Here is a 25,682-nt window from a genome sequence, read left to right on the forward strand (position 1 = left end):
CGCCGCGCGCGTCCTCGCTGCCGCCCTCGCATCCGAGTAGGCTCGGTCACTGCGCGGCGCCCTGTAGCGGCCCGCGTCCGTTCGCGAAGGAGAGCTGGATGACAGACCAGGATTCGATCCGAACCCCGGAACTCGACAACGAGAACCCCCACCCGTGGCGGCGGTTCGTCGCGATCGGCGACTCGTTCACCGAGGGCATCGGCGACCCGGATCCCTCTCAGCCCGGCAGCCATCGCGGCTGGGCCGACCGCGTCGCGGAAGTGCTCTCCCGCCAGGTGGACGACTTCGCCTATGCCAACCTCGCCGTGCGCGGCAAGCTGATCGCCCAGATCGTCCACGACCAGATCGAGCCGGCCGTGGCCCTGCATCCGGATCTCATCTCGATCTGCGCGGGCGGCAACGACGTGATCCGTCCGGGGACCGACCCCGATGCCATCGCGGTGCAGCTCGAGGATGCCGTCGCACGACTGTCATCGACCGGAGCGGCCGTGCTGCTCTTCACCGGGATCGACACCGCCTTCACTCCCGTCTTCCGAGCGTTCCGCGGCAAGGTGGCGATCTACAACGAGAACGTCCGCGCGATCGCCGAGCGCCACGACTGCATCGTCGCCGACCAGTGGGCGCTCAAAGTCGTGCAGGACATGCGGTTCTTCGACGATGATCGCCTGCACTACAACTCGCTCGGCCATCACGAGGTGGCCCGCATGGTGCTCCGAGCGCTCAACGTGCCCAACGACCTCGAGGCGATGCAGCCCGAGCCTCTGCCGCTGCGCACGTGGCGCGAGGCACGCACCGAGGACTTCGGCTGGGCGCGGGAGCACCTCGTCCCCTGGGTTCTGCGTCGCCTCCGCCACCAGTCCTCCGGGGATCACGTCGTGGCGAAGCGCCCCGAGCCCTCGCCGATCGTCTTCCCGTCGTCCGACTGACGATCCTTCAGCTGATCAGCGGGTCCCGAGGGCCCACAGCGCCACGGCGGCCGCCGAGGCGACGTTGAGCGAGTCCACGCCGCCCGACATGGGGATGGTCACGACCGTGTCGGCCTCAGCGAGCGCGGTGCGCGAGAGCCCATCGCCTTCGGACCCCATGACGAGTGCGACGCGGTCGGGGCGGGACGCGACATAGGCGTCGAGCGTCACGGCGTCCTCGCTCAGCGCGAGAGCCGCGACGTCGAACCCTGCGGCGTGGAGATCGGTCACCGCCGACGCCCAGTCCGTGATGCGGGTCCACGGGACCTGGAACACGGTTCCCATGCTGACGCGCACGCTGCGTCGGTAGAGCGGGTCCGCTCCCCCGGGCGACACCAGCACGGCATCGGCTCCGAGAGCGGCAGCCGCACGGAATGCGGCGCCGACATTCGTGTGGTCGCCGACGTTCTCGAGGATCAGCACGAGAGTCGCGGAGTCGATGACCTCGCGCACGCTCGGCAGCTCGGGACGATGCATGGACGCGATCGTGCCCCGGTGCACGGCGAACCCCGTCACCGCCTCCGCCACCTCGTCGGGAACGACGTAGACCGGCACATCGAGGTCGCCGACGATCGCTCTGATGTCCTCCACCCGACGCTCTTGGACCAGCACGGATCGCGGGCGATGCCCCGCGGCGACCGCCCGCGCGATGACCTTCGTCGATTCGGCGATGTACAGTCCTCCGGCCGGATCGCGCACGCTTCGGAGTGCCGTGTCGGTGAGTGCACGATACTCATCGAGTCGTCGATCGTCCGGATTCGTCACATGCTGCAGTTCCACGAGCCCCAGTCTGCCATCGCCCTCCGTGCCGCTTTCGCCCGCACCCGCGACGCGTCGCGTGCTCCGAGCACGCCGTAGACTCGCACAGGGAGGTCCTGTGAGCGCATCGAGTCCGGTCGAGCTGTCGGCCACCATCGCTCGCACCGCCGAACTCCTGCGCGGCCGCAGGATCGCCTTGCTCACCGGCGCCGGGATCTCCACGGACTCGGGAATCCCCGCCTACCGCGGCGAGGGATCGCGCAACCGGTCTGATCCGATGACCATTCAGCGGTACCTCGCGGATGAAGCGGCTCGTCGTCGCTACTGGGTCGGCGGGCATCTCGGATGGCAGGCGTTCGCCCGGGCCGAGCCGAACCCCGGTCACCGGTCTCTCGCAGCCATGGAGTCGTCCGGCCACGTGACCGGCGTCATCACCCAGAACGTCGACGGACTGCATCTGCGCGCGGGCAGTTCGCACGTGATCGAGGTGCACGGCACCATGCGCCGGGTGCTCTGCCTGAAGTGCGGCCAGGTCTTCGACCGCCGCGACATCGCCGTGCAGATCGAGGAGCGCAATCCCTGGATCGCGATCCCCGAGAACGTGGCACTCGCTCCGGACGGCGATGTGCTCCCCGAGAGCACCGAGGGCTTCATCGTCCCCGTGTGCACGGTGTGCGAGGGGATGCTGAAGCCCGACGTCGTGTTCTTCGGCGAGTATGTGCCGCAGGGCCGCTTCAAGGCCGCCGAATCGCTGCTCCGAGCGAGTGACGCGATGATCGTGGCGGGCTCATCTCTCGTCGTGAACTCCGGGGTGCGCCTGGTCGAACGCGCACGGCGTCGCAGCATCCCCCTCATCATCATCAACCGCGAGCCGACGCGCGCGGATGTCTGGGCCGATGCCACCATCGCCGCAGGCACCAGCGATGTGCTCCCCGCGATCCAGGAGCTTCTCCGATGACACTGCTCACGCTCATCCGCCACGGCCAGACCGATTGGAACCTCGCTCGGAGGATCCAGGGTTCCACCGACATCCCTCTGAACGAGAAGGGCCGGGCCGACGCGCGGACCGCCGCCGGCCACCTCGAAGGCGTCACCCATCACTCGATCTACGCCAGCCCGCTGAAGCGGGCGCGGGAGACCGCCGAGATCATCTCCGAGAGCCTCGGGCTCGGATCCCCCGTGCTGGTGCCGGACATGCGGGAGCGCGAGTTCGGCGAGGGCGAGGGCATGCTCGTCTCCGACTACATCGAGAAGTACGGCGACTGGCTGTCGCCGGTCCCCGGCGCGGAGACCTTGCAGGGGGTCGCCGACCGAGCGTTGGTCGCACTCGACGCGATCGCCCGCGACGCGCGCCGTCGCTCGGCTCCGGTCGCGGAATCCGTCATCGTCGTGACGCACGGAGGCGTGATCCGGTCTCTGATCGATCACGTCTCCGGGGGAACGCTCCCGCGGCCCGGCGAGGTTCTCGCAAACGGCTCAGCTCATCGCTTCGAGGCCTCACCCGGGTCTCTGCGTCTGATCGACCAGGCGATCCTGGTCTGATCGCACCGCCGCTCAGCGGCGACGGAGCACCGAGCGAGCATGCCTGAGCACGGGCTCATCGATCATGCGCCCCTCGAAGCGGAAGACGCCCCGTTCGCCTTCGGCGGCGGCGAGTACCCCGCGCGCCCAGTGGAGCGTGGCGTCGTCCGGCGCGTATGCATCGCGGATGACCGCCACCTGGCTGGGGTGGATGCACGCGGTCGCCGCGAATCCGGACGCGACGGCATCGACCGCCTCTGCCTCCAGACCTGCCAGATCGCAGATGTCGATGTGCACCGCATCGATGGCGGCCTTGCTGTGAGCCCCGGCTTCCAGGAGAACACGGGAGCGGGCGTAGCGCGCGATATCCCGGTAGCCGCCCTCGGCGGTGCGACTCGACGTCCCGCCGAGCGACGCCACCAGATCCTCCGCGCCCCACATCATCGCCACGACCTGCGGGTGAGCCGCGATGCGATCTGCCGCGTGGACACCCCGCGCCGTCTCGCACAGAGCGATCAGCGAGAACCGCTCATCGACGGCGTCCAGACTCTCGGCGCTCTCCGTCTTCGCCACCATGACCGTGCGGAGGTCGGTCTGGGCGAGCATGGCGAGGTCGGCGACGAAGGCGGCCGAGCCGGGTGCGTTGACCCGGACGATCACCCGTTCGGGATCGAGATCGGCATCGATCACGTTCTGACGGGCAGCGGCCTTCGCCTCGGGGAGCACCGCATCCTCGAGATCGAGGATGACGGCATCCGCCTTGTCGAGAGCACCGCGAAAACGCTCGGGGCGGTCCGCCGGGCAGAAGAGCAGCGCCGGTCCGAGGGCGAAGGTCATCGTTCCCCCTCGGGCAGGCAGTTCACGAGGACCGTGCGGGTGGCTGTGGCGACGACGATGCCGTCCTGATTGCGTCCGGTGTGGGCGATCGTCACGATCCCCTGCCCCGCCCGTGATGTCGAGAGCCTCTTCTCGACGACCACGCTCTCGGTGTACAACGTGTCACCGGCGAACAGCGGATGGGGGAAGGTCACGTCTCCGAGCCCGAGCTGCGCCACCAGCGTGCCCTGGGTCAGCTGCGCCACAGACGTTCCGACCATCGTCGAGAGGGTCCACATCGAGTTGATCAGGCGCGCTCCGAACGGCTGCTGTCCGTCGGCGAAGGCCGCATCGAGGTGCAGCGCCTGGGTGTTCATCGTGAGCGTCGTGAAGAGGACGTTGTCCGCCTCTGTCGCCGTGCGCCCTGGGCGGTGCAGGTAGCGGGCGTCGGTGATGAACTCCTCGAAGAAGAGACCGCGCTGGACGATGTCGTGCACGGTCACCTCACCGTCCCTGTTCGCTGAGCGGATCGCATCCTGACACGCTACCCGGCGAGCCCGAGCGCCCGCGCGATCACGAGCAGCTGCACCTCGGTGGTGCCCTCGCCGATCTCCAGGATCTTCGAGTCGCGATAGTGACGGGCCACGGGGAACTCGTTCATGAAGCCGTTGCCGCCGAAGATCTGCGTCGCGTCTCTGGCGTTGTCCATCGCGGCCTCCCCTGCCACGAGCTTCGCGATCGCGGCCTGCTCGGCGAACGGCCGTCCGGCGTCGCGGAGTCGAGCCGCGTGATGCCAGGCGAGGCGCGCCGTGTGCACTCGGGCACGCATGCGCGCGAGGGTGAACTGCGCGTTCTGCCTCGTGCTGAGGGCGCTGCCGAAGATCGTGCGGCTCTTCGCGTAGTCGACGGCTGCCTCCAGACAGCCCTCCGCCGCGCCGGTGGACAGCGCGGCGATGGCGATCCGTCCCTCGTCGAGAATGCTCAGGAAGTTGCGGAAGCCGCTCCCCTGCTCGCCCAGAAGGTTGCCGACCGGCACTCTCGCCCCGTCGAAGCTCAGCGGGTGAGTGTCGGACGCGTTCCAGCCGACTTTGTCATACGGTGCCTCGACGGTGAACCCGGGTGTGCCGTTCGGCACGATGATGGTCGAGATCTGCTTGCGGCCGCCTTCGTTCCCGGTGACAGCGGTCACGGTGACGAAACGGGTGATCGGCGTTCCGGAGTTCGTGATGAACTGCTTCGAACCGTCGATGACCCACTCGTCTCCGTCGAGCCTCGCCGTGGTGCGGGTCGCGCCCGCGTCACTTCCGGCCTCGGGCTCGGTCAGGCCGAAGCCCGCGAGTGCTCGTCCGGCGAGCAGATCAGGCAGGTACTCGTGCTTCTGCTCCTCAGTGCCGAAGCGGAACACGGGCATCGCCCCGAGGCTGACTCCGGCCTCGAGGGTGATGGCGATGGACTGGTCGACGCGTCCGAGCGCCTCGATCGCGATGCCCAGGGCCATGTAGTCGCCGCCCTGACCCCCGTACTCCTCAGAGAACGGAAGGCCGAAGAGTCCGAGGTCGCCCATCTGGGCGACCACATCCATCGACAGGGTATGCGTGCGGTCGGCCTCATACGACTGCGGGGCGACCACCGTCTCGGCGAACTCGCGCACCATAGCGGCGAGTTCGCGCTCCTCATCCGTCAGCTCGTGCATCGTCATCTCTCCTCCGTCGTCATATGCGCGACCGGCTGGTCGCGTCGAACCTGATCGCCGACCGCGACCGTGAGGCGCACCGCGCCGTCGTGCGGTGCGAGCACCGGGTGCTCCATCTTCATCGCCTCGATCGAGACGAGCGGCGTGCCGGCCGTGACGACATCGCCGTCCTGGACGTGCACGGCCACCACGCTTCCCGGCATCGGCGCACGGGCATCCGGACCGCTCGCCGATTCGTTCTGCTCCCGCTGCTGCAGGCGGTGACGCAGCAGTCCTCGGCGGTCGAGGGGTTCGAGGCGCACGGTCCTGCCGCCCTCGCTCACCCACACCGCGCCGTCGTCATCCGTCGCCGCGGCTGCGGCGAGCCGCGAGCTCGTCGTCGCAGGAGCCGGGATCACCTCGCCGCGATCGGTGAGAAACGAGATCTCGCGCCGATCGCGCCGAATGCGGTCGTTCCACACGACACCGGCACGTCGAGTCGCAGTGGTCGCCCCGGCGGCGTCCACCGCGTCCGTCACCGTTCGGCGCGCGGCCGCCAGCATCGTCGGCGATGGCGGCTGCTCGACGAACGGAAGGAGTGCCTCGATGAGTCCGGTGTCGAGATCGCCGGCCATGACCCGCTCATCGCGACACAGCCTGCGCAGGAACCCGATGTTCGTGTCCACACCCAGCACGACGGTTCTGCCCAGTGCCTCGTCGAGCAGGCGGAGTGCCGTGCTGCGGTCGTCCGCGACGGCGATGATCTTCGCGATCATGGGGTCATAGAAACCAGTGACGGCGCTGCCGGTCTCGACAGACGCATCGACCCTCACGCCGCTGGGCGGAGCGAAGAGCAGCACGCGTCCGGTCGAGGGCAGGAACCCGCGCTCGGGCGATTCCGCATACACGCGTGCCTCGACGGCGTGCCCGCGCACAGCCGGCGCGGGGTCGAGATGTCCTCCCGCGGCCACATGGATCTGGAGCGCGACGAGATCGAGACCGGTCACCCCCTCGGTCACCGGATGCTCGACCTGCAGACGCGTGTTCATCTCGATGAAGAAGACCTGGTCGGGAGCATCGGCGTCGACCAGGAACTCCACGGTTCCGGCACCGACATACGACACGCTCAGTGCGGCCTGCGTCGCGGCGGCGAGGAGCCGATCGCGCGTCGCCTCGGGGATGCCCGCGGCGGGAGCCTCCTCGATGACCTTCTGGTGACGCCGCTGCAGCGTGCATTCGCGCTCGCCGAGGGTGATCACCGTCCCCTGGGAGTCGCCGAACACCTGCACCTCGATGTGGCGAGGACGTCGGATGAGCCGCTCGAGGATGAGGGAGTCGTCACCGAAGGCCGAATGCGCCACGCGCCGTGCCGACGCCAGTGCGACGCCGAGGCCGGCTGCCGCCTCGACGACCTCCATCCCCTTGCCGCCGCCGCCCGCACTCGGTTTGATGAGCAGGGGGTAGCCGACAGCGTCGGCCTCCTCCGCTATCTCCGCATCCGACAGGCCCCTCGCATCGAACCCGGGCACCACGGGCACCCCGGACCGCGCCACATGATCACGCGCCTTCGCCTTGTCCCCCATGATCTGAAGGGCGTCGATGCCCGGACCGATGAAGACGATGCCGCTCCCCGCGCACGCCTCGGCCAGCCCGACGCTCTCGGAGAGGAACCCATAGCCCGGATGGATGGCCTGCGCTCCGGTCGCGCGCGCTGCCGCGATCACCGCGTCGATGTCGAGGTACGACTCGGCGACGGGGGCCGGACCGATCCGTACGGCGTCATCAGCCTCGCGCACGTGGGGGGCGTCGGCATCCGCGTCGCTGTAGACCGCGATGCTGCGGATGCCCAGGGAGCGCAGAGTGCGAATGATCCGCCGTGCGATCTCGCCGCGATTGGCGACCAGGACCGAATCGAAGCGCTGAGTGGTGGTGGGGCTGTTCGTCATGGCGGTCACATTCGGAAGAGGCCGAAACGCGGCTCGGGCAGTGGGCTTCGCGCGACCACGTCGAGGGCGAGCCCCAGGAGGTCACGGGTCTGGGCAGGATCGATGATGCCGTCGTCCCAGAGGCGAGCAGTTGCGTAGTACGGCTCCCCCTGCGTCTCGTACTGCTCGCGGATCGGCTGTTCGAACGCTTTCCGCTCGTCGTCGCTCCAGCTCTGTCCCCGAGCTGCGAGCTGATCGTCCTTGACCGTCCCCAGCACGGAGGCGGCCTGCGCGCCGCCCATCACCGAGATGCGGCTCGCCGGCCAGGTCCAGAGGAAGCGAGGCGAGTAGGCGCGCCCGCACATCGAGTAGTTGCCTGCCCCGAAGGATCCGCCGATGATCACGGTGAGCTTGGGCACGCGGGTGCTGGCGACCGCGGTGACCATCTTCGCCCCGTCCTTGGCGATGCCGCCCGCCTCGGCGTCCGATCCGACCATGAAACCCGTGATGTTCTGCAGGAACACCAGGGGGATGCCGCGTTGGTCGCAGAGCTCGATGAAGTGTGCGCCCTTCAGGGCCGACTCGCTGAACAGCACCCCGTTGTTCGCGATGACCCCGACGGGATGCCCGTGGAGCCGCGCGAAGCCCGTGACGAGCGTCGTGCCGTACTCCTTCTTGAACTCGCGGAACGAGTCGCCGTCGACCAGCCGATCGATGACTTCGCGCACGTCGTAGGGCGTGTTGACGTCGACCGGGACGACATCGTGGAGCGACCCGGTTACCGAAGGTCGACGGGTCTCGGCCACATCCCACGCCGGCGCTGCCGGTTCCGGGAGGGTGGCGACGATGTCGCGCAGGATCTCGAGCGCATGCTCGTCGTCTTCGGCGAGATGATCGACGACTCCGCTGCGCCGGGCGTGCAGTTCACCGCCGCCGAGCTCCTCCGCCGTCACGATCTCGCCGATCGCCGCCTTGACGAGCGGCGGGCCGCCCAGGAAGATCGTCCCCTGGCCTCTCACGATCACGGTCTCGTCGCTCATGGCCGGGACATAGGCTCCGCCGGCCGTGCACGACCCAAGCACGGCGGCGAGCTGCGGGATCCCCTCAGCCGACATCCTGGCCTGGTTGAAGAAGATGCGTCCGAAGTGCTCTCGGTCGGGGAACACCTCGTCCTGCTTCGGCAGGAAGGCGCCGCCGGAGTCGACCAGGTAGAGGCACGGAAGTCGGTTCTCGAGGGCGATCTCCTGAGCGCGCAGGTGCTTCTTCACGGTGAGCGGATAGTAGGTGCCGCCCTTGACCGTCGCGTCGTTGCACACGACCATCACGTGTCGCCCGTGCACCAGTCCGATGCCCGCGATGACTCCTGCGGCCGGGGCCTCTCCCCCGTAGAGTCCGTCCGCCGCCAACGGAGCGATCTCGATGAACGGGCTGCCTTCGTCGAGAAGCCTGGTCACGCGATCTCGCGGAAGGAGCTTGCCGCGAGCGACGTGCCGTTCCCGGGAGGCCTCAGGGCCGCCGAGCGCGGCGGCACCCAGTCGTTCGTGCAGCTCGGCAGCGAGGGACTGCTGGGTTGCGGGCATCGTGACGTCCTCCTCGACCACACCGCGCCGGCGTCATCGCCCTGGCGCATCCGATGCTTTCTCGGTTAGTGTGCACTAACCGATCGCATCAGGTTAGCGAGGATTAACTGAGATGACAAGCCCTCCCACTGCGCGAGACCGCGCCAAAGCCGAGCGGTCGGACGCGATCCTCCGAGAGGCGGCGCGGCTCTTCGCCGAGAGCGGATACAACGGGGTGAGCCTCGAGGACATCGGCGCGGCAGTCGGCGTCTCCGGACCGGCGGTCTACCGTCACTTCGCAGGCAAGCAGGCGCTGCTCGGCGCCGTGCTGGTCCAGGTGAGCGAGGACCTCGTCTCAGGAGGCACCGGGGTCGCGGCGCGAGGATCCACGCCCGAGGAGCGTATGCGGGCGCTCGTGGCCTTCCATGTCGAGTTCGCCCTGGGCCACGCCGATGTGATCCGTGTGCATGACCGAGATGTCGCGCACCTCGCCCCCCAGGACCACGCCGAGGTCCGGCGGTTGCAGCGCGCCTACATCGAACTCTGGATCGAGACCCTGAGCCCTCTGGTCGACGCCGATGCCGACGAGCTGCGCCTGCGAGTGCAGGCGTGCTTCGGACTCATCAACTCCACACCGCACAGCACGCGCGCGGCAGCCAGACAGCGCTCCGCCACCGCGACAGTGCTCGCCGCGATGGCGGAATCGGCGCTCCGGGCGACTACCTGAGGAGCATCGCCCTCCCCGGCTCCTCCAGCACGTCCGCCACGTCTTTGAGGAACCTCGCACCCTCGGCGCCGTCGACGATCCGGTGGTCGAAGGAGAGGCTGAGCGTCATCACCTGGCGAAGCGCGATCTCGCCGCGGTACTCCCACGGGCGGCGCCGGACCGCGCCGACGGCGAGGATCCCCGACTGCCCCGGGGGCAGGATGGGGGTGCCCGCGTCGATCCCGAACACTCCGATGTTCGAGATCGAGAACGTGCCGCCGGCGAGCTCCACGGGGGAAGTCCGCCCCTCACGCGCGGTGACGGCGAGACTGGTCACGGCATCGGCGAGCTCGGCGAGACTCAGAGACTGCGCGTCGCGGATGTGAGGCACGATGAGTCCACGGTCGGTCGCGGCGGCGATCCCCAGGTCCACGTACCCGAACTCCACGATCTCACCCGCCGACTCGTCCCACCTGGCATTGAGCCCCGGCGTGCGACTCAGCGCGAGACAGGCCGCTTTCGCCACCACCGCGAGCGGACCGATCCGGTGCTCCGACAGCGAGCGGTCAGCGCGCAGCGATGCGATGAGGTCCATCGTCGCCGTGACGTCCACGGTGTGGAAGACGGTGACATGCGGCGCCGTGAACGCGCTCTCGACCATCGCCGCGGCCGTGTGCTTGCGAACTCCGCGAATGGGGATCCGTGTTTCCCGGGCACCGTCAGTGAGACTCGCCGCGTCGTTCGGGACGCCATGCCGTCGGAGCGCGGGGTCGGGCTGTTGCGCGGTCGGCACCGTGCGCGATGCATACTCGTCGACGTCGGAGCGACTGATCACGCGATCGCCCACCGACGCCGCCACCCGCGCGAGATCGATCCCGAGCCGTTTGGCATATGCGCGCACGGGCGGAGTGGAGCGGGGGCGCTCGGCGACGACGTCGACGGTCACGGCCGGTGACGCATCATGTGGCGCCGCCTCGAGCACTGCCGTGTCATCGGCCATCGCCCGGACGACTGCGCGTCGAGCACGGCGGGCGGGTCGCCCTGATGCCGAGGGCGCGGCGCCGTAGCCCACGAGGTTGGGCTGGGCCTTCTCGTCCGTCTCGACGCGGTCCGACCCCCTGGACGGGGCGTCGTCCACACCCTCGACATCGAACTCGATCAGTGGCGCGCCCACCGCCACCGTCTCGCCGGCCTCGGCGTGGAGGGCCGCGACGACACCTTCATACGGAGAAGGCAGCTCGACGATCGCCTTGGCCGTCTCGACCTCGGCGAGGGTCTGATTGAGCGCGACCGTGTCGCCGGGTGCGACGAGCCACTGGACGACCTCCGCCTCGGTCAATCCCTCGCCGAGGTCGGGGAGTCGGAAAGCGGCGTTCACGCGTCGGCTCCCGTCAGACTGTTCGGTCGGTCGAGCACGCGGTCGACCGCGTCCAGCAGCCGGTCGAGGTCGGGCAGGTGATACTTCTCGAGTTTTGCCGGCGGGTATGGCACGTCGTGTCCGGTGACGCGCAACGGTGCCGACTCGAGGTACTCGAAGCAGCGCTCCGTGACGCTCGCGATCACCTCGGCCGCCATGCCGGCTTCCCTGGACGCCTCGTGCGCGACGACGACGCGGCCCGTCTTGCGGACCGATGTCGCGACGGTGTCGTAGTCCACCGGCGACAGCGAACGCAGATCGATCACCTCCAGGGAGATCCCGTCGTCCTCGGCGGCCTCGGCTGCCTGCAGAGCGGTCGTGACCATGGCCCCGTACGTGATGACCGTCGCATCTCCGCCAGCGCGGACGACCCGCGCGAGACCCATGGGTGGGGCATCCGCCAGCGGTGAGTCGAGGTCGATCTCTCCTTTGTGGTGGTACAGCCGCTTGGGCTCGAAGAAGATCACCGGGTCATCCGAGGCGATCGCCTGACGCAGACTCCGATAGGCGTCTTCGGGATTGGACACGGCGATCACCCTGAGTCCAGCGGTGTGCACGAAGTACGCCTCGGGCGATTCCGAGTGGTGTTCGGCAGCTCCGATCCCGCCCGCCCAGGGAATGCGGATCGTGATGGGCATCTTGACCCGGCCCTGTGTGCGGTAGTGCAGCTTCGCGACCTGGGAGACGATCTGATCGAACGCGGGATAGACGAAGCCGTCGAACTGGATCTCGACCACGGGCCTGTAGCCGCGGAACGCCAGCCCGACCGCCATGCCGACGATGCCGGATTCTGCGAGCGGCGTGTCGATGACGCGTGTGGGACCGAACTCGTCGAGAAGTCCGTCCGTGATGCGGAAGACTCCGCCGAGCTTGCCGATGTCCTCACCCAGCAGCACGACCTTGTCGTCGTCCCGCATCGCCCGGCGGAGCCCCGCTCCGAGCGCTTTTCCGAGAGTGATCTGAGTCATGCTCGCACCTCGTCATCGAACGAGGCGAGGTAGGCGGCGTACTCGGCGCGCTGACGCTCGAGACCGGCGTGCGGTTCGGCATAGACGCCGTCGAAGACGGCGAGCGGGGGCCGCGTCGCCATGCTCAGGCACTCGGCACGCATCTCGCGAGCGGCGATGTCGGCCGCGCGCTGCGTCTGCGCCATCTGCTCGTCGTCCAGCTCTCCGATCGATCGCAAATGCGCTTCCAGGCGCGCGATCGGGTCGCGACGACGCCACTCCTCCAGTTCTTCGTCCCTGCGATATCGCGTCGGATCGTCCGCCGTCGTGTGCGGACCCATCCGGTAGGTGACCGCTTCGATGTACGCCGGCCCCTTTCCGGATCGCGCGTGCGCAAGAGCCCAGCGCATCGCGGCCATGCAGGCGAGGACATCGTTGCCGTCGACCCGGAGGCTCGGGATGCCGAAGCCGGGCGCCCTGCCCGCGATCGGATACTGGGACTGCACAGCCACGGGCTCGGAGATGGCCCAATGGTTGTTCTGGCAGACGAACACGACCGGAGCCTGATAAGAGGATGCGAAGATCATCGCCTCGTTCACGTCGCCCTGGCTCGTGGCGCCGTCGCCGAAGTAGGTGACGGCGACTTCGTCCGTGCGCTCGTGACGGATGCCGAGCGCATAGCCGACCGCATGGAGCGTCTGGGCTCCGATGATGATCTGCAGCGGAGCGACCCTGAGCGCGTCCGGATCGTGGCCCGCTCCCTCTTCGCCACGCCACATGCGGACGAAGTCGCCCGGCTTCGCGCCCCGCGCGAAGATGACTCCCGTCTCGCGGTAGCTCGGGAAGACGTAGTCCTTCGACGCGAGCGCCCTGGCCGTTCCGATCTGGGTGGCCTCCTGCCCCTGGCACGGCGCCCAGAGTCCCAACTGGCCTTGACGCTGGAGCGCGACCCCCTCCGCATCGATGCGTCGGAGGATGACCATGTCACGGTGGAGCGCCCGCAGCTGTGAGCCGTCGACGTCGGCGATGAACTCGTCGAGCGGAGTGTTCGCGATCCGCTCGCCGTCCGGGGCGAGGATGCGCTCGGCGAGTTCGAGGTCCTGCGCCGTGTCGGCGATCGGGGTGATCTGGGGTGACATCATCGTCCTCCTCGTTCATGGCCGTCGTCACGGGTTCTACGCTCGGCCCCGGCATCAGCGCCGGTTCACTCGAGAGTACGTCCGCTCATCACCTCGCTCAAGCAATGGAGAGCAGCTTGAGCATGTTGCCAAATCCGGGGTGCATCGTCGGTGCTATCGTTTGGCACTATGGCCGGACTTGACCGCATTGATCTGGAGCTTCTCGCCGCACTCGCCGATGACCCGCGCGTGACGATCGTGGCACTGGCGGAGAATCTCGGGCTGTCGCGCAACACGATCCAGGCGCGCATGGCGCGACTCGAGCAGACCGGGATCTTCCAGTCGTACGAACGATCGTTCTCGACCGACGTGCTGGGATTCCCCCTCCAAGCCTTCGTGAGCATCGGGGTGCGTCAGACCGAACTGCCGCGCATCATCAACGAGCTGGCGCGCATCCCCGAAGTCGTACAGGCGCACGGGCTCAGCGGATCGATAGACCTGCTGGCACGCGTCGCCTGCAGAGACGCCCGACACCTGTTCGACACCGATGCGCGCATCCTGTCGATCGACGGGGTCGAGCGCACCGAGACATCTCTCGCGATGGGCGAGGTCATCCCCTTCCGGGTGGCCGGACTCATCGGCCTCGCGAGACGGGAATCCTGAGGAAGCGACGCACGGCGCCCGCAGCCTCGGCGGGCGTCTCGTAATGGATCAGATGGCCGACCTCGGCGATCTCCACCAGGGTCGCGTCGTCGAACCGGGTGGCGAGTTCTCGCTCGACCTCGATCGGAGTGATGTCGTCGCGCTGGGCGGCGATGAGGAGGGTCGGCGTCGAGATCGATCCGGCGAATTCGCTCACGTCATGCGACACGCTCGTCACGAACGCGTCCCGCAGGACGTCGCGATCGGCGAAGCGTGAGAAGTAGGTGTCGTGCTGATCGTGGATGAAGCGTCGCAGGTGCGGATCGGACGTCTTCGCCATCGCGATGCTCATGACTCTGACGATCAGTCGATTCCGCAGCAGCGCCGTTCCCGCTCGCTCGGGTAGTCGCGCTCCGAGTGAGTAGTACAGGACGGCCAGGCGCGTCATGATGCCCTTGGGACCTTCCAGGGCGGGTGCGCCGATCGGATTGATGAGGATCAGCTTCGGCGTCTCAAGTCCTGCTGCCACCGCGGCGGAGGCGACGATCGAACCGAAGGAATGGCCGAGGATCACCGCGCCTGGCGCCACGGCGGTGACGAACTCGGTCAGCCAGGCGACGTACTCGTCGAGATCGTACGAGCGCCCCGCGACGGGTGCCGTCTCGCCGAAGCCGGGGAGATCAGGCGCGATGACGCGGACCTCCGGGAGGAATGCGAGAACCGGCTCGAGGCCGTGGTGCTCGCCTCGGAAACCGTGCACGGCGACGACCGTGACATCCGCGTCGGCCGGACCGTACTCCCAGTACGCGGTCGTCCCGCCTCGCACCTCGACCTCATGACGCACGACCGGCAGTCGGCTCAGACGGTCGGCGTAGGGCGAGGGCACGGTCATGGCTCAAGTCTATGGTCGACGAATGCATGATCTCCGTGTGGCTCCGCCCGATGTCAGAGGCCGGTTCTACGGTGGGATCATGCCCCCGGCGTCCTCACTCCCGCACTGGATCACCCGTGTCGGCGTGTTCGACCTCGAGACCACCGGCATAGATGTGGAGCACGACCGCATCGTGACCGCCCACGTCGGACTCCTCGACGCCGACGGTCGCGAGATCGCCGCACGGGACTGGCTGTCGGATCCCGGAGTTCCGATCCCCGACGGCGCCACCGCCGTTCACGGGATCACGACCGAGCACGCTCGTCGCCATGGACGGCGAGCTTCCGAGGTGGTCCGGGAGGTCACCGGAGCGCTGCGATCCCTGCTCTCTCAAGGAGTCCCGATCGTCGCTTACAACGCGGCATACGACTTCTCCCTGCTGGCGCACGAGGCGCATCGCCACGGCATCCCTCCGCTGGAGAATCCGTCCCCGATCATCGACCCTCTGGTGATCGACAAGGCGTACGACCGCTATCGCCCGGGCAAGCGCACCCTCGCCGTCGTCGCCGCCCTCTATGCCGTGCGCCTCGAGGACGCCCACGAAGCCGCTGCGGATGCGGTCGCCGCCGGCCGGGTCGCGCAAGCCCTCGCGCGTCAGTTCGTGCTTCCGGACACCCTCGAGGAGCTGCACACGCGCCAGGTAGGATGGGCACGGTCCCAGGCGGCGAGCCTCACCGAGTACTTCATCCGCATCGGGCGCATCGAACCCGACGAGCGTCTCGATGGGACCTGGCCGGTGCGAGCGCACCGAGTGATCGAGGAGGTCTCGCGCGATGCGATTCCAAACCCGTGACGTCTCGCGCGTCGAGAGCACCTGGAAGCAGTTCGTCCCGTCCGCCGTCCTGCATGACGTCGACCCCCACCGGTTCCGCTTCGACTGGCTCTCCGCCGACCTCGGGGCGGTGAGTCTCGTGCGTTACGACCTCGCAGCGGAGGTGCGCTCGACAGCGGAGCCCCAGAATCAGGTCCTGGTCTGCCGAGTCGATGGCCCCGACGCCCGCGTGTACTCCGACCGAGGAGATCTCGACGCGAGCCGGCCGTGGATCTCCGACGGTCCGAGAGTGCACGCTCGTTGGGAGGCGGGCGCCAAGGTCACGGCACTCGTGTTCGAGCAGGACACCCTGACGAGCCTCGCGCGAAGGATCAGCGGTGACGACACCGTATCCGTCCGGGTGAACGATCTCTCCCCGCGCTCCGCGCACGCGGGCGCCGCATGGGACCGCATGTTCGCGTACCTCGAAGGGAGCGCCGGAGAGCTCGCCGACGGTGCGGACGACGACGATCTCGTGCGCGCCGAACTGGCACGGCATGCCGCGGCGACGACCCTGGCAGCCTTCGCGACGGCGAGCAGCCTCGAGCGCCATCGGCCGGCGCAGGGCGCGCCGGCGCCCGCGACCGTGCGTCGCGCGCTCGATTTCATCGCCGAGAACTCGCACCGGCCGATCACCGTCGACGACGTCGCGGCCGCCGTTCACATCTCGACGCGGGGACTGCAGTACGCGTTCCGTCGCGCGCTCGACACGACACCGGCCGACTCCCTGCGGCAGGCGCGCCTCGACGGAGCACACCGCGACCTGCGATCGGGGTCGCAGATGACCGTCGCCGCTGTGGCGCGCAGGTGGGGCTTCTCGCATCCTTCCCGCTTCGCCGCGGCGTACCGCGAGAGCTTCGGCGTGCTTCCTTCTGTGACGGCGGCGAAGCACCGTCGATGACACTTTGCGAACAGATTGTTCGCAGCCCTCGCGCGCCGCGACCGGGACGTGCAATGTAACCGGCGCTGGCACATATATTCCGAGATATGGGTTCTCTCTATTACGGCGGCTCCGATCCGATCCACATCGAAGATCGGGCGTTGGCGCACCTCAAGGTCGTCGTCGCGACGAAGCTGCGTCGCAACGAGAGCTTCACGCTGACCTGGAAGCACCCCGACGGCGACACCGAGGGCCGTTCGACGGTGTGGCTGCACCCCTCCATCCCGTTGCGCTTCGTCTTCGACGAGAGTGAGACGCCCGAGCTCAGCCGCCGGTGGATCGAGGATCTCGCTCACTCCGCGAACTCGAGCGGCGGTATCACCCTCGTCGACGAGGTCATCGAGCCCTCCCTCGATGTCGAGGCCGCGGAGGCCCCCTGAGGCGCCCCCAGCTCGACTGAGCCGGTGCCTGCCCGCCGCTGTCAAGTCCCTCGCGCCCTTCGTCGGGTGATGACAGCATCGATGTGATGACGACACACGGCGATAAGCCCCTGAGGGAGGCGGGCGAGACGGCAGCGTCGCCGAAGGGCAGGGCCGCGGCGCTCACCACATCAGTGGTCATCCCGGTCAAGGATGACGCAGAGCTGCTGGCGCGCTGCCTCACCGCTCTGCACGCTCAGGACTCGCCGGCAGACGAGGTCGTCGTCGTCGACAACGGATCCTCCGACGCATCGGCGTCCGTCGCGCTGGCGTGGGGAGCGCGTGTACTCGCGTGCGACGAGCCCGGCATCCCCGCTGCGGCGTCCACCGGGTATGACGCCGCCCGCGGAGACCTGATCCTCCGCCTCGATGCGGACTGCGAGCCGGATCCGGGCTGGATAGCCGCGATCGTCTCGGCATTCGATGACGACCGCCACCTCGGGGCCATCACGGGGGCTGCGCGCTTCACCGACGGACCTGCTGTGCTGCGCACGCCGCTGGCTCGGCTCTACCTCGGGGCGTACATGACTCTCTTGAGCGTCACGCTCGGCCACCTGCCCCTCTTCGGTTCCAACCTCGCGTTCCGCCGCGAGGCCTGGCAATCGGTGCGGACCACCGTGCACCGCGACGATCCGGAGATCCACGACGACCTCGACCTCGCCTTCCACCTCGGCGAGCACCACCGGATCGCTCGGCTCTCGGGCGCCTCGATGGGGATGTCGATGAGGCCGCTCACCGCCGGCCGGTTCGGTCGACGTGTGCATCGAGGAGTTCGCAGCGTGGTGGTGCACTGGCCACGAGACTTCCCGCCTGTGCGATGGGGACGACTGATGATTCGACGTCGCCTGCTCAGCTCGGGCCCGCGGGCGCTGCGATGACGGTCGAGCCGCTGATCGGTCCCGCCGCCGCACCCGACCTGCACGTGATGACTTTCAACATTCGCCGGGCGATGGAGGGCGCCGTGCGTCCGAAGCGTGATCGCTGGAGCGTGCGCGCGCCGGCGGTCGCCGCGATGCTCCGCTCGGAGCGACCGACGATCATCGCACTGCAGGAAGCACTCCCCCGATCGCTGAAGGTCGTCTGCGCCGCGCTCGGTCCGGACTATCGCTACGTCGGTCGAGGACGAAACCGTGACGGCACAGGCGAGGGGACGCCGATCGTCTACGACGCCTCCCGGCTTGAGCTCCTGGCATGGAGACAGCGGGCCCTCTCCACCCGGCCGGACGAGCCGGGCAGCCTGTCATGGGGGACCCTCTTCCCTCGTATCAGCGTCTCCGCCGAGTTCTCGGACAGGTCGACGGGCGTCCGATTCGCAGTCATCAACACCCACCTCGATCACCTGTCATCTCGAGCTCGGCGACGGTCGTCGGAGATCATCGCAGAGGGGGCTCGCACGCAGGCCCTGCCCACGATCATCGCCGGCGACCTGAATGCCGGTCCTGGGTCAGACGCCGTTCGTACCCTCCTGTCGCGGGCTGAGTTGGTCGACGCCTGGGACACCGCGGAGAAGAGGCTGACGCCCCTGTGGAGTACCCTCAGCGGATATCGGCGTCCGCGACTGAACGGCCGACGCATCGACTGGATGCTGGTCAGCCCTGACGTCCGAGTCCATGCCGCTGCCGTGAACGCGCACGTCTTCGACGGGGTCGCTCCATCGGACCATCTGCCGGTGCAGGCGCTCCTGCGTCCGGAAGGGAGAGCACTGTGAAGGAAGACTTCCTGCGACCGCCTCGCACCATCGCCGAGTGGGCGGCCGACGCGGTTCGGGCAGTCGGCGTCGTCGGGGTCGCGGTCGCGCTGATCTGGCTGTCGCCGACCGATGCCGGCATCGCTGCCCTGGCTCTCCCCGCTCTCATGCTGCCGCGAGTTCTGGGCATGCGCGGGGCGTTCGACCTCACCGCGTGCGTCACCGTGATCGTGGCGGCGTGGAGCAACGTGCTCGACCTGTACCGGTCGATCTCCGGATGGGATCTGCTCGTGCATCTGGTCTGCACGGGTGTTCTCACGGTCGTCGCCGCCGTGATCCTCTCCCGGACGGATGTCGTGCCCATGACTCGCGACGCGGGGGCCAGCCCGCGCACATCGCTCATCCTCGCGCCCGTGGTGGCCCTCGCGCTCAGTGCCGTGTGGGAGATGATCGAGTGGCTGGGCTGGGCGTACCTGAGCGACGAGATCTTCGTCACCTACCAGGACACGATCGGCGACATGGCCTTCGGCGCACTGGGCGGAGTCGCCGCGGGAGTCGTCCTCGCGACGTCATCTCCGGATCGTGCACGCTCGGCCCACCACGTCGATGAGACGCGAAGCAAGAGTAGGGCGGGCGGGACTTGAACCCGCGATCGTTGGGTTATGAGCCCACTGCCTTAACCAGCTTGGCCACCGCCCCGTGAGGAACAGCCTATCGGTCGACGCCGATCAGACCGGTGTCGCGGCAGCGTGCGTCCGGACGTGCGCGAGATAGACGTCCGCGTTCGCGAGCAGGTCTGCGCGTTCCTGGTCGCTGAGCGCTCTGCGCACTGTGGCGGGAACCCCCGCCACCAACGAGCCGTCAGGTACCTCGGTGCCCCCGAGCACCACGGCTCCACCGGCGACGAGACAGCCGGCGCCGATGACGGCGCCGCTGAGCACGACGGCTCCCATCCCGATGAGCGAACCGTCTCCGATCGTGCAGCCGTGGACGACCGCGTTGTGACCGATCGACACCTTCGCACCGACGACGACCGGGTGCGACGCATCGACGTGGACCGAGACGTTGTCCTGGATGTTGCTGTCGCGTCCGACCACGATGGATGCCGAGTCGCCCCGCAGGACTGCGTTGTACCAGACGCTCGCGCCGTCGGCGAGCGACACGTCTCCGACGATGCGCGCACCTTCCGCGATGAGCGTGTCGGCGGCGATCGACGGGGTCCTCCCGGGGAGGGCGAGGACGGAGGCTCCGGCTGCGATGGTCATAAGGTGAGACTATCCTCTGGAGCCCGGATTTCCGCGTGATTCCGGGCCACTAAGCCGAGCCTTCGCTTGCTTGCGGAATGAATTCAGGCGAGTAGCGTTGTCTTCATCAGGCACGAAGAGACCACTCCGGAGGAGTCACCATGAGCAAGGTACAGACCGTTTCGACCACCGCCAGCGACCCGACCGTGGCCGCTGCAGCGTCGCAGTTCCTCTCCCCCGTCGTTCTCGGACTCCAGGCCCTGACGATCGACGGCAAGCAGGCCCACTGGCATGTCCGTGGCGCCAACTTCGTCGGAGTCCACGAACTCCTCGACACGATCGTGGCGCACGCCGGCGACTTCGCCGACACCGCCGCCGAGCGGATCGTCGCGCTCGGTCTTCCGATCGACGCACGCGTCAGCGCCGTCGCGGCCAAGGGCGGCGCCACCTCCGTTCCCGCCGGTTTCACGCAGTCGGATGAACTCGTGCGCGCTGTCATCTCCGACATCGACGCGATCCTCGTCGATGTGAAGGCTGCGATCGACGGACTCGATGAGGTCGACCTCACCAGCCAGGACGTCGCGATCGAGATCATGCGCGGACTCGAGAAGGACCGCTGGTTCCTCGTGTCCCACATCGCCGCCTGAGCATCCATGCGCACAACGAAGGGCACCGGACATCCGGTGCCCTTCGTCGTATGCGCAGTCAGTCGCCGTAGGTCAGCCGCCCGGACACCATCGTCGCGATGACGGGCATCCGCCGCAGGTCCGCACCCGACGCAGACAGCGGGTCGTAACCGCAGAGAGCGATGTCGGCGGGCTCCCCCGGACGCACGGCCGTGCGGACGCTCGCCTGGATGGCCTGGTCCCTCGTCAGTCGCTGTTCGGGGTGCCAGGCGTCGCGGCCATCGTCGGTGCGGGTGACCGCGGCAGCGATCGCCTGCCACGGATCGAGGGGCGCAACGGGCGCATCCGATCCGAAACGGAGTTCGACCCCGGCGTCTCGGAGAGCGCCGAGTGGATACCCGATCGAAGTCTGGTCCGCCCAGTGCCGCCCGACGAGATCCCTGTCATCGAGCGCGTGCTGCGGTTGCACGCTCGCGACGACGCCCAGCCTGCCGAACCGCGCGAGGTCGGAGTGCCGCACGAGTTGAGCGTGCTCGATGGTTCCGACCGCCCCCGACACCGTGAAGGCGTCCAGCGCCCCGGTAACGGCACGGTCGCCGATAGCATGCACCGCCACCGACAGGCCCGCACCGGTGGCTGTCGTGAGCAGCTCAGCGAGTTCGGCAGTCGGCACCGTGAGCACCCCGAAGTTCTCCGAATCATCCGGATACGAGTGCGAGCACGCCGCGGTCCGCGTGCCCAGCGAGCCGTCGCTGATGACCTTCAGCGATCCGACGCGGATCAGGCCGCGCCCGGCATCCGGAGCGTCCGCCGTCTCGTGCAGCTCACCCGTTCTCAGCCCAGCCCGGATCGCCCGGTCAAGGTCGTGCGGGTAGATCGCGAACTCGACGCGATGCGCGGCGAATCCGGCCGTGACGCGACGCAGCCAGGCATCGGCGTTCCAGGCCATGTCGAAGTCGACCAGGCCGGTGACGCCGCGCGAGGCCGCTCGCTCGCCGGCCTCGCGAACCGCCTCGTCGCCGCGTTGCGGATCGACGGCGTTCAGCCGACGGGAGATCTCGAAGGCATCCTGCTCGCGGAGCATTCCGTCGTCGCCCTCGAAACCCTCGAGACGCAGGGCCGCCGAGTTGAGCCACGTGCTGTGCACATCAGCATTGATGAGATACGTGGGCACCTCCCCCGTGGCGCTGTCGAGCAGAGCGAGCGACGGCCTGTCGGGCCACATCGCATCACGGAAGCCGCTGCCGACCTTTCGCCCGTCCGGAAGGGGCGCCGCAGCCGCCATGATCGCAGCCGCTTCCGCCGCGGACGCCGCACCGCCCAGTGCGACCCGCTCTGCCGCCAGAGCCCATTGCACCGTGTGCACGTGGTTGTCCCAGAGGCCCGGCAACGCCCACGCCCCGTTCGCCTCGAGGACCCGACCCCTCGCCCGGATCGCGCCGGCGGGAGCGATGTCGCTGATCCGCCCATCGTCGATGAAGATGTCGACCGGCTCATCATCGATCAGGAACTCCCTGCCCGGACCGGAGATCCGGACGCCGGCAATGGTCGCGATGTGTTCTCCGACCCCGGTCACGGACGGGCTCCGGCACGCGCCTGCTGCGCGCGACGCATCTCGGCGGCGAGAGCGTGCTGCGCATACGGCCCGTCGGAGTCGAGTTCGGCGATGATCGTCTCCACGGTCTCGACAGGCTTGTTCTGGCTCAGTTTGCGTTTCGCGACGACGCGTGTCGGGGTGAGTCTGAAACCCACAGTTCCGGCCGCCAATCGGGCGACGAACGCAGGGTCATTCGGTCGCTCCCACATCTTCCGTGGCTCTGGCATCCGCCCTTCGAAACGATCCACCAGTCGATCGAGCACGGCGAGGTTCTCCTCGTCGCTGAGGATCTCAGGAACTCCTGCGAGATGCACGGCTGTGTAGTTCCATGTCGGAACGGACGGAACATCGCCGTACCACCCCGGTGAGATATAGCCGTGCGGTCCCTGGAACACGACGAGCAGCTCCCTCTCGCCGAGGCCGTGGATCAGGTCATCCGGGCGGCCGACGTGACCCACGACCGTGAGATCGTCGCGATCCTGGTCGAGCAGCACGACGTAGTGCGAGGAGACCAAGCCCTCGGGACCGTTGCTCACCATCGTCGCCCACGGGTCGGCGTCGACCACCCGACGGATCTCAGCCACATCGGCGAGTGTGAAACTGGGGTTCTGACGCATCCTCTCAGCCTACGGCCGGCCGGTCACGCCTGGCAGCGGGGGCACCAGTACAGTTTCCGCGCCCCGATCTCCTCGAGGGCGATCTCGGTGCCGCAGATGCGGCACGGCAGACCTGCGCGGTGGTAGACCCAATGGCGGTCGTCTCGACTCGCCATCGCCGCCCGGTACGCATCGGGCGAGAGGTCGTCCATGGTCATCATCTGACCCGTTTCCACGCCGATGGCCAGAAGCCGCACCCAGTCGTGCCAGAGCGCGCGCACCACATCCTCGGGCACCTCGCGGCCTGGCGTGTGCGGGTTCAGCCGCTGACGGAACAGCATCTCCGCCCGATACACGTTGCCGATTCCGCTGACCACAGCCTGGTCCATGAGCAGGAGCGCGATCACCGTCTGCTTCTTGCGGACGGCTCGGACGAAGCGCTCCTCGTTCTCTGCAGGATCCCCGACGAGCGGATCCGGACCGAGCTTCGCGACGCTGGCGAGCATCTCCTCCGGGGTCTGGAGCACGCAGGCGGTCGGGCCGCGCAGATCTGCGCTCGTGATGTCGGTCATCAGCCGCAGCCGCACCTGACCGACAACCGGCGGCGGCCATTCGAGCCCCTCATCGGCGAGCCCTTTCGTCTGCTCCGACATCCGCACGTGCACGCGGGTGCGACGAGGCGCGCCGATCGAGGCGAGCGAGTTCTCCCCGGCGTCGTCGAGTATCTCCTCGTCGACCACCGTGCCCCGCTGGTTCGTCTGGCCCATCCGGCCGTTCGCGGACGCGATCGTCGGGTCGACCAGGATGTCACCGGCGAAGTCCCACGCTCCATAGAGGCCGAGGTGCACACGCAGCCACACATCGCCTTCGGCCTCGAGGAACATCTGCTTCCCCACCGCCTGCACGCTGATCGCCTCACGCCCGTTCAGGACGGCTGCGCCCTCGGCGAAGCGCCCCTGCGGGCTCGACGCCAGCATCGGCTTGCCGACGAAGTTGCGGTCGAACTGGCGCGCGATGCGGTGGACCGAATGTCCCTCGGGCATGTCAGGCTCGCGGGTCCGGCAGCAGCGAGCCGTCGCGCTCGAAGTCCGCGATCTGACCGATGCGGCGAACGTGACGCTCGTCATGGGAGAACGGCGTCGCGATGAAGGTGTCGATCAAAGAGATCACCTCGTCGAACGAATGCTGACGGGCCCCGATCGAGATCACGTTCGCGTCGTTGTGCTGCCGAGCGAGCTCGGCGGTCGAGGTGTTCCACACGAGGGCGGCGCGCACACCCTCGACCTTGTTCGCGGCGATCTGCTCGCCGTTTCCCGACCCGCCGAAGACCACGCCGAGCGTCTCGACGCCGACTGCCTGATCAGCCACGACGGCCTGGGCGGCGCGGATGCAGAACGCAGGATAGTCGTCGAGCGCGTCGTACTCGATCGGCCCATGATCGACGACCTCGTGACCCGCGCTGCGCAGGTGGTCCTGCAGCTGCGTCGAGAAGTCGAGACCGGCGTGATCGGTGGCGATATGGATGCGCATGGCATCCATCCTAGAAGCGCTGAGGGTCAGCGGGCGCTCAGGGCGCGACGCCCGCGGCGGCCGGCTTGAATCCGGCGCGGACGTTCTCGCAGCAGCCGGGACGACACACGTCGAACGCGCCGGGCAGCGAGGTCACGTGGGGCCGCTCCTCATTGGGTCGGCCTTCCAAGCGCTCCACGATGAGGTCGACGATACCGGTGACGAACGACGGCGCCACCCCGGGCGTGGGAGTGCGGGTGAAGGCCAGTCCGGCTTCTTCAGCCGCTTCGGCCGCCTCGGTGTCGAGGTCCCAGAGCACCTCCATGTGGTCGCTCATGAACCCGACAGGCACGACGGCGACAGCCTTTCGGCCCCGCTCAGGCAGCTCGCCGATGACGTCGCACACATCGGGCTCCAGCCACGGCTGCGACGCGGGGCCGGAACGCGACTGGTAGACAAGCTCCCACGCGACATCGGCCGATGCGGGGACCGTCTCGCGCACCCGGTCCATGACCCAGGCGGCGACAGCGAGATGCTGGGCAGCGTAGGCGCCGCCCTCTCCCCAGTCGATGTCGCGTGCGCCGGACCGCTCCGCGTCCGCCGTCGGGATGCTGTGGGTCGAGAAGAGGATCTGGATGTCCTCGGGGGCGATGCCCTGACTGAGGAACGTCTCGATCGCCTCGCGGACGCCCGTCTCGAACGACTCGACGAAGCCGGGGTGGTCGTAGAAGGGCCGGATCTTGTCGATCGTCACCGTGTCGCCGAGCTCGGTCTCCTCGAGCACCCGCGCGAAGTCCTCGCGATACTGCCGGCAGCTCGAGAACGAGCTGTACGCGCTGGTGGCGAAGGCGAGAAGCGTCGTCTTCCCGTCGGCGGCCGCCTCCGTCACGACCTCCTCGAGGTAGGGGCTCCAGTTCCGGTTCCCCCAGTACACGGGAAGATGGATGCCCCGGCGTGCGAGTTCGCCTTCCAGCGCCTCCTTGAGGATGCGGTTCTGACCGTTGATCGGGCTCACACCGCCGAAGTGGCGGTAGTGATGCGCCACCTCCTCCAGACGCTCATCGGGGATGCCACGACCGCGCGTGACGTTGCGGAGGAACGGGATGACGTCGTCCTGTCCCTCCGGCCCTCCGAATCCGGCGAGAAGGATGCCGTCGTACGCCGTCGGCGTCGACACATAGGGCGCACCATCGGCAGCGGCAGCAGAGGCAAAGAGGACGTGGTTCGGCTCGATCGCGGTCACCTCTCCATCCTTTCACCTTCCGGACGTGAGAC

Annotated in this window: 28 protein-coding genes and 1 tRNA gene; 12 read left to right on the plus strand and 17 right to left on the minus strand. The window is 68.3% G+C overall.

From position 1 onward, the window contains the following. The first annotated feature begins 98 nt into the window (after nt 1-98). A complete protein-coding gene (locus AB0N61_RS06295; protein ID WP_363362523.1) occupies nt 99-926 on the plus strand; it encodes an SGNH/GDSL hydrolase family protein in 828 nt (275 codons plus the stop codon). A 15-nt stretch (nt 927-941) separates the two neighbouring features. Here AB0N61_RS06295 and AB0N61_RS06300 read toward each other — a convergent pair whose 3' ends face one another. Beyond that, nucleotides 942-1,745: an RNA methyltransferase gene (locus tag AB0N61_RS06300; protein WP_363362525.1), complete on the minus strand. Its 804-nt coding sequence runs from the start codon at nt 1,743-1,745 to the stop codon at nt 942-944. A 97-nt stretch (nt 1,746-1,842) separates the two neighbouring features. On the opposite strand from AB0N61_RS06300, the gene AB0N61_RS06305 reads away from it, so the two are divergent. Beyond that, nucleotides 1,843-2,682: a Sir2 family NAD-dependent protein deacetylase gene (locus AB0N61_RS06305; protein ID WP_167944171.1), complete on the plus strand. Its 840-nt coding sequence runs from the start codon at nt 1,843-1,845 to the stop codon at nt 2,680-2,682. Then, the gene (locus AB0N61_RS06310; protein WP_363362527.1) at nt 2,679-3,266 is read left to right on the plus strand and encodes a histidine phosphatase family protein; all 588 of its coding nucleotides are present in this window, start codon (nt 2,679-2,681) and stop codon (nt 3,264-3,266) included. The genes AB0N61_RS06305 and AB0N61_RS06310 overlap by 4 nt, the downstream gene beginning before the upstream one ends. A gap of 12 nt (nt 3,267-3,278) precedes the next feature. Here AB0N61_RS06310 and AB0N61_RS06315 read toward each other — a convergent pair whose 3' ends face one another. The 5 genes from AB0N61_RS06315 to AB0N61_RS06335 are packed head-to-tail and all read right to left on the minus strand — an operon-like array spanning nt 3,279 to nt 9,238. Next, nucleotides 3,279-4,082 (minus strand): CoA ester lyase, encoded by an 804-nt coding sequence (locus tag AB0N61_RS06315; protein ID WP_363362529.1) that lies wholly within the window; start codon nt 4,080-4,082, stop codon nt 3,279-3,281. After that, nucleotides 4,079-4,564, minus strand: coding sequence for a MaoC family dehydratase (locus AB0N61_RS06320; protein ID WP_363362530.1), 486 nt, complete (start codon nt 4,562-4,564; stop codon nt 4,079-4,081). The genes AB0N61_RS06315 and AB0N61_RS06320 overlap by 4 nt, the downstream gene beginning before the upstream one ends. A 41-nt stretch (nt 4,565-4,605) precedes the next feature. Further along, nucleotides 4,606-5,760 carry an acyl-CoA dehydrogenase family protein gene (locus AB0N61_RS06325; RefSeq protein WP_363362532.1) on the minus strand — a complete coding sequence of 385 codons (1,155 nt, stop codon included), beginning with the start codon at nt 5,758-5,760 and terminating at the stop codon, nt 4,606-4,608. Continuing rightward, nucleotides 5,757-7,679, minus strand: coding sequence for a biotin carboxylase N-terminal domain-containing protein (locus tag AB0N61_RS06330; RefSeq protein ID WP_363362533.1), 1,923 nt, complete (start codon nt 7,677-7,679; stop codon nt 5,757-5,759). The genes AB0N61_RS06325 and AB0N61_RS06330 overlap by 4 nt, the downstream gene beginning before the upstream one ends. Before the next feature lie 5 nt (nt 7,680-7,684). Next, nucleotides 7,685-9,238 (minus strand): carboxyl transferase domain-containing protein, encoded by a 1,554-nt coding sequence (locus tag AB0N61_RS06335; protein WP_167944183.1) that lies wholly within the window; start codon nt 9,236-9,238, stop codon nt 7,685-7,687. Between the two features lie 112 nt (nt 9,239-9,350). On the opposite strand from AB0N61_RS06335, the gene AB0N61_RS06340 reads away from it, so the two are divergent. Further along, nucleotides 9,351-9,944: a TetR/AcrR family transcriptional regulator gene (locus AB0N61_RS06340; RefSeq protein WP_363362534.1), complete on the plus strand. Its 594-nt coding sequence runs from the start codon at nt 9,351-9,353 to the stop codon at nt 9,942-9,944. On the opposite strand, the gene AB0N61_RS06345 is transcribed toward AB0N61_RS06340, so the two are convergent. The 3 genes from AB0N61_RS06345 to pdhA are packed head-to-tail and all read right to left on the minus strand — an operon-like array spanning nt 9,937 to nt 13,426. Continuing rightward, the gene (locus tag AB0N61_RS06345; protein WP_363362536.1) at nt 9,937-11,301 is read right to left on the minus strand and encodes a dihydrolipoamide acetyltransferase family protein; all 1,365 of its coding nucleotides are present in this window, start codon (nt 11,299-11,301) and stop codon (nt 9,937-9,939) included. The two genes, AB0N61_RS06340 and AB0N61_RS06345, sit on opposite strands and share 8 nt — an antisense overlap. Next, nucleotides 11,298-12,308, minus strand: a complete 1,011-nt coding sequence (locus tag AB0N61_RS06350; protein WP_363362538.1) for an alpha-ketoacid dehydrogenase subunit beta — start codon at nt 12,306-12,308, stop codon at nt 11,298-11,300. Before AB0N61_RS06350 ends, AB0N61_RS06345 begins: the two co-directional genes overlap by 4 nt. After that, nucleotides 12,305-13,426, minus strand: coding sequence for a pyruvate dehydrogenase (acetyl-transferring) E1 component subunit alpha (gene pdhA, locus AB0N61_RS06355; RefSeq protein ID WP_363363175.1), 1,122 nt, complete (start codon nt 13,424-13,426; stop codon nt 12,305-12,307). The genes AB0N61_RS06350 and pdhA overlap by 4 nt, the downstream gene beginning before the upstream one ends. Nucleotides 13,427-13,594: 168 nt before the next feature. Here pdhA and AB0N61_RS06360 point away from each other — a divergent pair, with 168 nt between their 5' ends. Beyond that, nucleotides 13,595-14,068, plus strand: coding sequence for an Lrp/AsnC family transcriptional regulator (locus AB0N61_RS06360; protein ID WP_053096043.1), 474 nt, complete (start codon nt 13,595-13,597; stop codon nt 14,066-14,068). Here AB0N61_RS06360 and AB0N61_RS06365 read toward each other — a convergent pair. Further along, nucleotides 14,040-14,939 (minus strand): alpha/beta hydrolase, encoded by a 900-nt coding sequence (locus AB0N61_RS06365; RefSeq protein ID WP_363362540.1) that lies wholly within the window; start codon nt 14,937-14,939, stop codon nt 14,040-14,042. The two genes, AB0N61_RS06360 and AB0N61_RS06365, sit on opposite strands and share 29 nt — an antisense overlap. 79 nt (nt 14,940-15,018) lie before the next feature. Between AB0N61_RS06365 and AB0N61_RS06370 the strand changes: the two genes are divergently transcribed. The 6 genes from AB0N61_RS06370 (at nt 15,019) to AB0N61_RS06395 (ending at nt 19,479) form a co-directional block, all read left to right on the plus strand. Continuing rightward, on the plus strand, nt 15,019-15,771 hold the full coding sequence (locus tag AB0N61_RS06370; protein WP_363362542.1) for an exonuclease domain-containing protein: 753 nt from the start codon (nt 15,019-15,021) through the stop codon (nt 15,769-15,771). Then, a complete protein-coding gene (locus AB0N61_RS06375) occupies nt 15,752-16,690 on the plus strand; it encodes an AraC family transcriptional regulator (RefSeq protein ID WP_363362544.1) in 939 nt (312 codons plus the stop codon). The genes AB0N61_RS06370 and AB0N61_RS06375 overlap by 20 nt, the downstream gene beginning before the upstream one ends. An 86-nt stretch (nt 16,691-16,776) precedes the next feature. Then, entirely contained in the window at nt 16,777-17,109 is a 333-nt protein-coding gene (locus tag AB0N61_RS06380; RefSeq protein ID WP_363362545.1) for a hypothetical protein, read from the plus strand. An 86-nt stretch (nt 17,110-17,195) separates the two neighbouring features. Then, entirely contained in the window at nt 17,196-18,026 is an 831-nt protein-coding gene (locus AB0N61_RS06385) for a glycosyltransferase family 2 protein (protein ID WP_363362547.1), read from the plus strand. Beyond that, the gene (locus tag AB0N61_RS06390; protein ID WP_363362549.1) at nt 17,966-18,856 is read left to right on the plus strand and encodes an endonuclease/exonuclease/phosphatase family protein; all 891 of its coding nucleotides are present in this window, start codon (nt 17,966-17,968) and stop codon (nt 18,854-18,856) included. Before AB0N61_RS06385 ends, AB0N61_RS06390 begins: the two co-directional genes overlap by 61 nt. Further along, nucleotides 18,853-19,479: a DUF2238 domain-containing protein gene (locus tag AB0N61_RS06395; RefSeq protein ID WP_363362551.1), complete on the plus strand. Its 627-nt coding sequence runs from the start codon at nt 18,853-18,855 to the stop codon at nt 19,477-19,479. The genes AB0N61_RS06390 and AB0N61_RS06395 overlap by 4 nt, the downstream gene beginning before the upstream one ends. Here the strand turns inward: AB0N61_RS06395 and AB0N61_RS06400 are convergent. Continuing rightward, a tRNA-Ile gene (locus tag AB0N61_RS06400) sits at nt 19,461-19,534 on the minus strand. The genes AB0N61_RS06395 and AB0N61_RS06400 overlap by 19 nt on opposite strands. 29 nt (nt 19,535-19,563) lie before the next feature. Further along, nucleotides 19,564-20,100, minus strand: coding sequence for a gamma carbonic anhydrase family protein (locus tag AB0N61_RS06405; RefSeq protein WP_363362553.1), 537 nt, complete (start codon nt 20,098-20,100; stop codon nt 19,564-19,566). Nucleotides 20,101-20,240: 140 nt separating this feature from the next. Between AB0N61_RS06405 and AB0N61_RS06410 the strand changes: the two genes are divergently transcribed. Next, a complete protein-coding gene (locus tag AB0N61_RS06410; RefSeq protein ID WP_167944211.1) occupies nt 20,241-20,726 on the plus strand; it encodes a DNA starvation/stationary phase protection protein in 486 nt (161 codons plus the stop codon). A 58-nt stretch (nt 20,727-20,784) separates the two neighbouring features. Here AB0N61_RS06410 and AB0N61_RS06415 read toward each other — a convergent pair whose 3' ends face one another. Genes AB0N61_RS06415 through AB0N61_RS06435 form a run of 5 tightly spaced genes read right to left on the minus strand, consistent with a single transcriptional unit; the run spans nt 20,785 to nt 25,650 of the window. Beyond that, on the minus strand, nt 20,785-22,281 hold the full coding sequence (locus tag AB0N61_RS06415) for an amidohydrolase family protein (protein WP_363362555.1): 1,497 nt from the start codon (nt 22,279-22,281) through the stop codon (nt 20,785-20,787). After that, the gene (locus AB0N61_RS06420) at nt 22,278-22,919 is read right to left on the minus strand and encodes an FMN-binding negative transcriptional regulator (protein ID WP_167944215.1); all 642 of its coding nucleotides are present in this window, start codon (nt 22,917-22,919) and stop codon (nt 22,278-22,280) included. The genes AB0N61_RS06415 and AB0N61_RS06420 overlap by 4 nt, the downstream gene beginning before the upstream one ends. Before the next feature lie 23 nt (nt 22,920-22,942). Beyond that, nucleotides 22,943-23,941: a zinc finger domain-containing protein gene (locus AB0N61_RS06425; RefSeq protein ID WP_167944217.1), complete on the minus strand. Its 999-nt coding sequence runs from the start codon at nt 23,939-23,941 to the stop codon at nt 22,943-22,945. A 1-nt stretch (nt 23,942) separates the two neighbouring features. Further along, on the minus strand, nt 23,943-24,428 hold the full coding sequence (locus AB0N61_RS06430) for a ribose-5-phosphate isomerase (RefSeq protein ID WP_167944219.1): 486 nt from the start codon (nt 24,426-24,428) through the stop codon (nt 23,943-23,945). A gap of 37 nt (nt 24,429-24,465) precedes the next feature. After that, on the minus strand, nt 24,466-25,650 hold the full coding sequence (locus AB0N61_RS06435) for a ferrochelatase (protein WP_167944221.1): 1,185 nt from the start codon (nt 25,648-25,650) through the stop codon (nt 24,466-24,468). Nucleotides 25,651-25,682: the final 32 nt, after the last annotated feature.

Source organism: Microbacterium sp. NPDC089320, assembly GCF_040684875.1.
Classification (GTDB): Bacteria; Actinomycetota; Actinomycetes; order Actinomycetales; family Microbacteriaceae; genus Microbacterium.

Bases quoted from the DNA above. Each gene is read 5' to 3' on its own strand.
- AB0N61_RS06420 (WP_167944215.1), bottom strand. From the start codon at position 22,919: ATGCGTCAGAACCCCAGTTTCACACTCGCCGATGTGGCTGAGATCCGT.
- AB0N61_RS06350 (WP_363362538.1), bottom strand. From the start codon at position 12,308: ATGACTCAGATCACTCTCGGAAAAGCGCTCGGAGCGGGGCTCCGCCGG.
- AB0N61_RS06425 (WP_167944217.1), bottom strand. From the start codon at position 23,941: ATGCCCGAGGGACATTCGGTCCACCGCATCGCGCGCCAGTTCGACCGC.
- AB0N61_RS06370 (WP_363362542.1), top strand. From the start codon at position 15,019: ATGCCCCCGGCGTCCTCACTCCCGCACTGGATCACCCGTGTCGGCGTG.
- AB0N61_RS06310 (WP_363362527.1), top strand. From the start codon at position 2,679: ATGACACTGCTCACGCTCATCCGCCACGGCCAGACCGATTGGAACCTC.
- AB0N61_RS06340 (WP_363362534.1), top strand. From the start codon at position 9,351: ATGACAAGCCCTCCCACTGCGCGAGACCGCGCCAAAGCCGAGCGGTCG.
- AB0N61_RS06360 (WP_053096043.1), top strand. From the start codon at position 13,595: ATGGCCGGACTTGACCGCATTGATCTGGAGCTTCTCGCCGCACTCGCC.
- AB0N61_RS06325 (WP_363362532.1), bottom strand. From the start codon at position 5,760: ATGACGATGCACGAGCTGACGGATGAGGAGCGCGAACTCGCCGCTATG.
- AB0N61_RS06330 (WP_363362533.1), bottom strand. From the start codon at position 7,679: ATGACGAACAGCCCCACCACCACTCAGCGCTTCGATTCGGTCCTGGTC.
- AB0N61_RS06295 (WP_363362523.1), top strand. From the start codon at position 99: ATGACAGACCAGGATTCGATCCGAACCCCGGAACTCGACAACGAGAAC.
- AB0N61_RS06405 (WP_363362553.1), bottom strand. From the start codon at position 20,100: ATGACCATCGCAGCCGGAGCCTCCGTCCTCGCCCTCCCCGGGAGGACC.
- AB0N61_RS06410 (WP_167944211.1), top strand. From the start codon at position 20,241: ATGAGCAAGGTACAGACCGTTTCGACCACCGCCAGCGACCCGACCGTG.
- AB0N61_RS06365 (WP_363362540.1), bottom strand. From the start codon at position 14,939: ATGACCGTGCCCTCGCCCTACGCCGACCGTCTGAGCCGACTGCCGGTC.
- AB0N61_RS06390 (WP_363362549.1), top strand. From the start codon at position 17,966: ATGGGGACGACTGATGATTCGACGTCGCCTGCTCAGCTCGGGCCCGCG.
- AB0N61_RS06375 (WP_363362544.1), top strand. From the start codon at position 15,752: ATGCGATTCCAAACCCGTGACGTCTCGCGCGTCGAGAGCACCTGGAAG.
- pdhA (WP_363363175.1), bottom strand. From the start codon at position 13,426: ATGTCACCCCAGATCACCCCGATCGCCGACACGGCGCAGGACCTCGAA.
- AB0N61_RS06385 (WP_363362547.1), top strand. From the start codon at position 17,196: ATGACGACACACGGCGATAAGCCCCTGAGGGAGGCGGGCGAGACGGCA.
- AB0N61_RS06335 (WP_167944183.1), bottom strand. From the start codon at position 9,238: ATGCCCGCAACCCAGCAGTCCCTCGCTGCCGAGCTGCACGAACGACTG.
- AB0N61_RS06315 (WP_363362529.1), bottom strand. From the start codon at position 4,082: ATGACCTTCGCCCTCGGACCGGCGCTGCTCTTCTGCCCGGCGGACCGC.
- AB0N61_RS06380 (WP_363362545.1), top strand. From the start codon at position 16,777: ATGGGTTCTCTCTATTACGGCGGCTCCGATCCGATCCACATCGAAGAT.
- AB0N61_RS06430 (WP_167944219.1), bottom strand. From the start codon at position 24,428: ATGCGCATCCATATCGCCACCGATCACGCCGGTCTCGACTTCTCGACG.